This window comes from Coleofasciculus sp. A1-SPW-01, assembly GCF_040217205.1.
In the GTDB taxonomy this organism is placed as follows: Bacteria; Cyanobacteriota; Cyanobacteriia; order Cyanobacteriales; family Coleofasciculaceae; genus Coleofasciculus; species Coleofasciculus chthonoplastes_A.
Genome location: NZ_JAVJNP010000226.1, coordinates 1 through 6,828 on the forward strand (window position 1 = coordinate 1; position 6,828 = coordinate 6,828).

3 protein-coding genes and 1 pseudogene are annotated in these 6,828 nt (G+C 46.6%); all 4 read right to left on the bottom strand.

The features are described from left to right. The coding region (locus tag RH949_RS31915) for a DUF4140 domain-containing protein (RefSeq protein WP_446358875.1) at positions 1 to 442 on the bottom strand (442 nt) is incomplete at its 3' end. 403 nt (positions 443 to 845) lie between these two features. Then, positions 846 to 2,105, bottom strand: a complete 1,260-nt coding sequence (locus RH949_RS31920) for a calcium-binding protein (RefSeq protein ID WP_446358877.1) — start codon at positions 2,103 to 2,105, stop codon at positions 846 to 848. Between the two features lie 621 nt (positions 2,106 to 2,726). Beyond that, positions 2,727 to 6,416, bottom strand: coding sequence for a PAS domain S-box protein (locus tag RH949_RS31925; protein WP_446358879.1), 3,690 nt, complete (start codon positions 6,414 to 6,416; stop codon positions 2,727 to 2,729). 160 nt (positions 6,417 to 6,576) lie between these two features. Beyond that, positions 6,577 to 6,828, bottom strand: a pseudogene (locus RH949_RS31930) (RNA-guided endonuclease IscB); the annotation flags it as partial.

Genomic DNA, 6,828 nt, shown 5'->3' on the forward strand with positions numbered 1-6,828 from the left:
CTTGGAAATTCGCGATCGCTAATCGGGCGGCTAGGGGTGAAGGGGGGGGTGCTTTTCCCGGTTCTGCTTTCGGTTGATTGGGTACATGAAGCTGTTTTAGGACAGAGATTTCGTTATCAATTAGGGCAATCGTCTCTTGAAGAAGCCTCACTTCGGCTTTAGCTTGGTGCAGTTGTTCCTCGGCGGGGGAGTTCGGGGGTTCTGGGGGAGAGGAAACTGTGAGACTGATGCGGATATCGGTAGGAATCACCAGATTGGCATTTCCCTCAACTTGTACTCGCACACTGCTATCATCTAGCGCCAGGGGAAGTCCTGAAATTTCGACTTGTTCTGGCGTTTCTCCATTCTCTAGGTGCAAGTCGGCGATACGGCTAACGGTTGCACCAGCCGCATAGACTTTAACTTTGTCTATTTTTGAGGCGAGTTGGATGATGTTCGGCATCGGATTATCCTATGACTGATCCCAGGTACATTGTTCTATATCTCTGGGTGATTACCGGGATATGCACTTATGCCACGTTGCTATACGTAGTTTGTAGTAAGGGCTTTAGCCCTTGATTCGCTGGGGTTAACGACAGGAAACCTAACCTACAACTACTTATCGAATCGATACGTCAGGATATTTCTCTGTTGCCTGTTGCCTGTGTTAGACTGAGCGCTAGCCGAAGTCTGCCTGTTGCCTCTCCCCACCACAAGACGTTCCACCGGAACGTCTCTACCACAGCAGCCCCTAAGTAGTCGGACAAAGACTGGGACAAAAAAATTGGGAGATACGTTGCATCTCCCGCTTGGTTCGATTAGACTAATATGCAGACTAAGAAAGACTAAAACATCAGACGAAATATCTAGGCAGCGACAGCGACAAAGATGTCATTCGTGTTATTGGCAAATGTGCTAGCAGACTGCCAACTCACGGTGGCTAATAGGTCGCTGCCTTGATAGATTTCCGCACCATTTGCACCATCAGCGAAACTCAACGCACTAACATCACTAACGATTAGAGAGGTCTGACCAAGCTGGAAGTTATTAATCACATCGAATCCAACTCCTTCTGAGAGGACGACATCGGCATCACCGTGACCCAGCCAGATGGTATCCTGACCAACACCACTATCAATGTAATCTGCTCCATTATTGGCACCATTGGCGTAAATGATGTCGTCGCCCTTGCCACCGAGAATATAATCAGGACATGAACCACCGTAGATTAAGTCATCACCACGACCACCGATAAGGGTGTCTCGACCGCCATTTCCGTAAAGGGTGTCATCACCATTACCACCGTTGAGATAATCTGTAGCAGAACTACCATATAAACCGTCATCGCCACCGCGACCGAAAATGGTATCGCCGCCGCCGTTACCGTAGAGAAGGTCGTCATCAGCGCCGCCATCGATATAATCACTCTCGTGGCTTCCGGCAATTGTATCGTTACCTGCGTTACCAAAGAGAACATCTTCGCCACCGTTGCTATTGATGCTATCATCGCCACCTAAACCTTGGATGTACTCGTTCGCTGATGTACCGTTAAGTTGATCATTTCCTGAAGTTCCTACAATTGATTCATGGGTGCTGATTTCAGCTATAGACTGAGTAGAACTAACAGTATCAAAGGTGGAGACGAAAGACGTGCCGTCTTGCAAGGTTACTTCAAAGGAAACATCCTGCAGTCCGAAAGCACCACCAGTGTTAGAAGAAATACCTGAACCACCAGAAAGACCGTCTGTGTCTATTGAGAAGCGGAATGAATCTCCCACACCAAAGGAGTCGGGAGCAAAGTTGATGGTCAAGGTTGGGAAATCGTATCCACTATTAGGAGAAAAAGAAATATCGCTAGTCGTTAAACCCACAAGGTCTACTGGAGAACTGCGCTGAGATGGATCAAAGTTTGCATTCGTATCCCCTCCGGCTCTTAGATCGAAGGTAACTGACTCGATATATGTGTTTGGGAAACCCTGATCAAAGGAAATACCATAGAAATCGGAATCGTAGTAATTATCACCACCCGTTGTATCAGCGATAATTGTTGCAAATTGTACAGCCATCAGATTTTTTCCTTCGTAAATAGTTGGTTTTGAAATGATATCCTCGTTGAAATTAATCAAGAGGTAATATCCTGATTGAGGATGATTGCGAAACGTTGTAACACTTATATTTTTGGTGGTTACTATTGCTTCGGTGTAGTCTCTGAGAAATTACTTCAAGCGACTGTGTTTTTGAGGTTCGTTTCGCTGCTTTTCTCTGACCACAATTTAACTATAACCGTATTTTTTCTGAGATCAATAAAGTTAAGATGAACTTTCTATAAAGTTTTTGTGAAGTTAAAACGTTCATAAAAACAAAAAACTCTCCCCTTAGGGAGAGCTAATTCATCTACCTACAAACTTGCATTAATATTTATCGAGAAAAGACAGTTTTTTCTCTAATTTGCTAACCATTAATCTGAAGGGTTCACTCTTGTCGTTAACCCTGTAGAGTCAGCCAAACTTTAATTGTTGTAATAATGGTTACGGCTTTATTTGGGATGAGTTGGCATGATTAAATAAACGGCTTGGCTCAACACTTAGGTTTCTATAGTATTCAGTTTTATCAGCCAATGGCGCTCAATGGGTGAAAAATCCGGAGAGTTTGCCAACTCTTCAAAGTTGTCAGGAAATCTTTACAGACGTTTCATAGAATCAGCCTGTAAGCGGATTGACAAATAGACGGAATTAAGGTAAAGCTACTCATTTATTTCTCTGTTCAACTAACCGGGCGATCGCTTTGATCAAATCATTGGGGTCAATAGGCTTTGCCAGATGCTGCTGAAATCCGGCGGCTAGGGCTTTTTGCTGATTGGATTTCCCTGCATACGCTGTTAATGCGATCGCAGCTACATTCGCTTGGGGTAAGGACATGCCCCGAATCTGTTGCAATAAAAGATACCCATCCATTTGGGGCATGCCAATGTCACTCACCAGGATATCAATAGTTAACTGGTTAAATTGTGATAACACCTCCTGGGCTGATGCCATTGTGATCACTTCTGCTCCAGCTTGTTGCAAAATGATCCTGAGGAGTTCTCGTGTGTCTACCTCATCATCGACAACCAGAACTCGTATCCCCTTCAGAGGAGTGGTATTGGACGTTCCCTGACAATCATGGGTGTTAAGTCTGATTCGTTGCTTTTTATCTGGGAGTAGGGCTAATCTGACAGTAAACGTTGCCCCCTGTCCTTCCCCTGGGCTATCTGCCTGGATTATGCCACCATGTAAATCCACAAGATGACGCGCGATCGCGAGTCCTAATCCTAATCCCCCAAATTGGCGAGTCATGGAACTGTCCGCCTGACGGAAATAGTCGAAAATATGAGGAAGAATATCGGCAGAGATTCCGATACCTGTATCCCTTACCGTAATCTGGGCAAACTCATCCACCGTTGCTAATGTCACCTCAACCTGTCCCCCGGATGGAGTAAACTTAACCGCATTAGAGAGTAAATTCCACACCACTTGTTGTAATCGCCCGGAATCACCCTCAACCAAACCCACCTTACCGATAAAATGAGGCTGAATTTGAATCGATTTCGCCTCTGCTGCCAACTGCACTGTCTCAATCGCCGCTTTAATCGCGATCGCTAAATCAACTCGGTGACGAGTTAAGACAACTTTTCCGCGCAGAATTCGGGCAACATCGAGTAAGTCATCCACTAACTGAATTTGAATCGTGGCATTGCGTTCAATGGTTGCTAATGCCTTATCTGTTGCGGCTGGATCGAACTGACGAGTGCGGAGTAACTTTGTCCATCCTAGGATAGGATTCAGGGGAGAACGCAACTCATGAGACAAAATCGCCAGAAATTCATCTTTAATCCGGTTGGCGGATTCTGCCTCTTCACGGGCGGCGCGTTCTCGTGCTAAAAGTTGTTCATGCTCCCGTTCTGCCTGTTTGCGTTCGGTGATATCCACAAATGCGCCAATCACGCCGCGCACCTCACCAGAGTCGTGGTACAGGGGAACGGCTTTGCCATAGATGAAGCGCACGGTGCCATCCTCAAAGACAAATTCTATTTCATCAATCACCTCTTGTCCGGTTCTGGCTGCACGCTGCATCGGTAAGTCTTGGGGGAGAAATTCTTGTCCGTTTTTATATTGTTTAAAGGGCAGGGGATAGGAACCATCAACAGGAGTTGCAGTTGTCACTGAACCTAGTGGCATCCGCATTAAATTATACGCCGTCCGGTTAGCCGTCATCTGATGACAGTCAGGATCATGGGCAATCCAAAGCGCCGCTGGGGTAATTTCCATTAAGGTTTCTAACTCTTGCACTCTGGCGTGGGCAAAGGCTTCACTCAGGCGTAAAGCGCCTTCTACCCGCTTGAGTTCAGAAATTTCCATGATGGTGACACCCACTCCCAATAGTTCACCATCGGGTAAGCAAACCGGGAAGTGATTGGCTAAAGCATGGCAATAAATACCCGGTTGAACTTCACCACTAAACTCAAAGTTCAGCCTCGGTTGCCGAGTCTGTAAAATCTGATCCAGCAGGGGGGCAAATTCAGGTGCCATCTGTGGCACAACCTCCCAGAGAGTACGACCTAAATGTTGACTGAGGGGGACGCCATTCATCGTGGCTAAGGCTTCATTGGCATAAAGATAGCGTAAGTCATGGTCAAAAAATGCTATGCCAATGGGGGAACTGGCAATAAAGGCATTGAGAACCGTTTCACTTTTGCGTAGTGCTAACTCGGCTTGTTTACGTTCAGTAATGTCTCGACAGATGGATTGAACGGTGGGCAAACCATCCAGCATAAATAGGGTGGAACTCACTTCAACGGGAATTTGTTGACCCGCTTTGGTACGATGTACTGATTCGACAACCACTCGTTTCTCCTGCAACAATTTCTGGAAACTGACTTGAAGATCGGCTAAGGGGATGTCCAAAATATCCGCAACCGATAAGGTGAGGAGTTCTTGGCGGGTATAGCCTAACCGTTTACAGGCTGGTTCATTCACCTCAATTAATTGTCCCGGTTGATTGTCGGCAGTGAGGGGATAAACGAGTACCCAATCTTCCATGCCATTAAATAAGGTGCTAAAGCGCTGTTCTCTATCCCGTAAGGCGGCTTCTATTTGTTTGAGATCGGTAATATCGTTAATGAAGGCATAGAAGCCTTTGACATGACCTTGCGGATCAATATCTGGGATATACTGGCGACGAACGTAGCGTGATCCTCCATCTTTAAACGGCATCCACATTTCTACGTTGATCGGTTCACCCGCTAAGGCAGCTTCAATATCCCGACTCATGTATTCATAGACTTCTGCCCCCACAAAATCTGCCACCGATTGACCAATTAGATTTTCGGCTGAATGTCCAAACCAAGTGGTAAAGGCGCGATTGACGAAGCGGTAACGGCAATCGGAGTCAACATAAGCAATTAGCGCCGGAACCGCATCTGTAATTAAGCGCAAATCGGTTTCCCGTTGTTTTAGAGTGGCTTCGGTGGCTTTGCGATCGCTAATATCGATGGTGCTACCAATCACACGAATGGGATGTCCTTGATCATCTCGCGTCACCACCAGTCCTTGATCCAAGATATGAATATAGTGGTTGCTTTTGTGCAGAACCCGATATTCGACGCGATAGGAATCCCCCTGACTCAACGCCGTTGCTGTCTCCTGATCTATTCGTTCCCCATCATCAGGATGGATGCGATCGCGCCACCAGTTGAGAGTGGGTTCGGCTTCGCTGAGGGAATAGCCTAAAATGCTGGTGAGTCCATCGGTTCGTTCTACTCGATTCCTGGTAATCTGCCAATCATAAATTAGCGCATTGACTGCCCGGGCAGCGAATTGGAATCGTTCGTTGGCAAGACGTAGGCATTCTTCCTGCTGGCGTAATTCGGCTTCAACCTGTTTTTGGGTGGTGGCGTCGAATAATGTGCCGATTACCCGAATAGCTTTCCCGGTTTGATTCCGCAGAATATAGCCGCGATCTAAAATATGGGCGTAGCTACCATCTGTCTTTTGATACCGATATTCCGCCCCCCAGCGATCGCCTGTACCCGCGAGTGTCTCCTGGAAGTTGGCAACAACCTCTTCGCGATCGTCGGGATGCAGGTGTTCAATCCACCATTCCCAGGAATATGCCGTTGACTCCGGGCGATCGCCTAGGAGTTCCTTGTAGGGTGCGTTCCAGCTAATGATACCTTGTTCTAAGTCACACTCATAAATGGCATCTTTTGTCGCCCGCAGCACCAAAGACAGGCGTTCTTCCGTTTTCTGTAAGCGGGTTTCTACTGTCTGGCGCGTTTCTCGTTCCTGCGCCAGTTGCTGTTCATAATGATTAACCTTGTCGTCCAACTCGCCCACTTGTTGTTGTAATGCCACAACTTGATCAAGAAGGGGGTTGGGTTCCTTGTTTTTTTCCTTCATTAGTTAACTCCTTCTGACCAAACTTGTGATTACTCAAACTCGATGGGAGCATCTTAGTTTAGCAAAAAACACCGGAAGCCCCACACCGTCCCGAAAGGCGGCGCTGGGATGGATAGGTGGGATAATTTGAGGACTTTGAGTCCTCAAATTATCCAAATTACTAAACAACTTCACATAGCCCTCCTCTCTTGCGAATAGATCTTACAGCAGAAGGTTTAACTACTTTGTTTTTCACTCCAGGATAGTTTTTGAGTTTTACGCCAGCGCCTAAATTCTGCATCCCAATCACTTCATAGATAGTTCCTTCAAACAGAACTAAGTCGTGTTGTTTATAGGGATATCGCTTCTTCTTGATAGAGCGGCGTCCAGCGCTTGCCTTGTGAGCGCGATGCTGCCTCAAATTCTCGCCATT

What these genes read in the sequence shown, in the direction of transcription:
- RH949_RS31925 (WP_446358879.1), bottom strand. Translation starts at nt 6,416, where the DNA reads ATGAAGGAAAAAAACAAGGAACCCAACCCCCTTCTTGATCAAGTTGTG.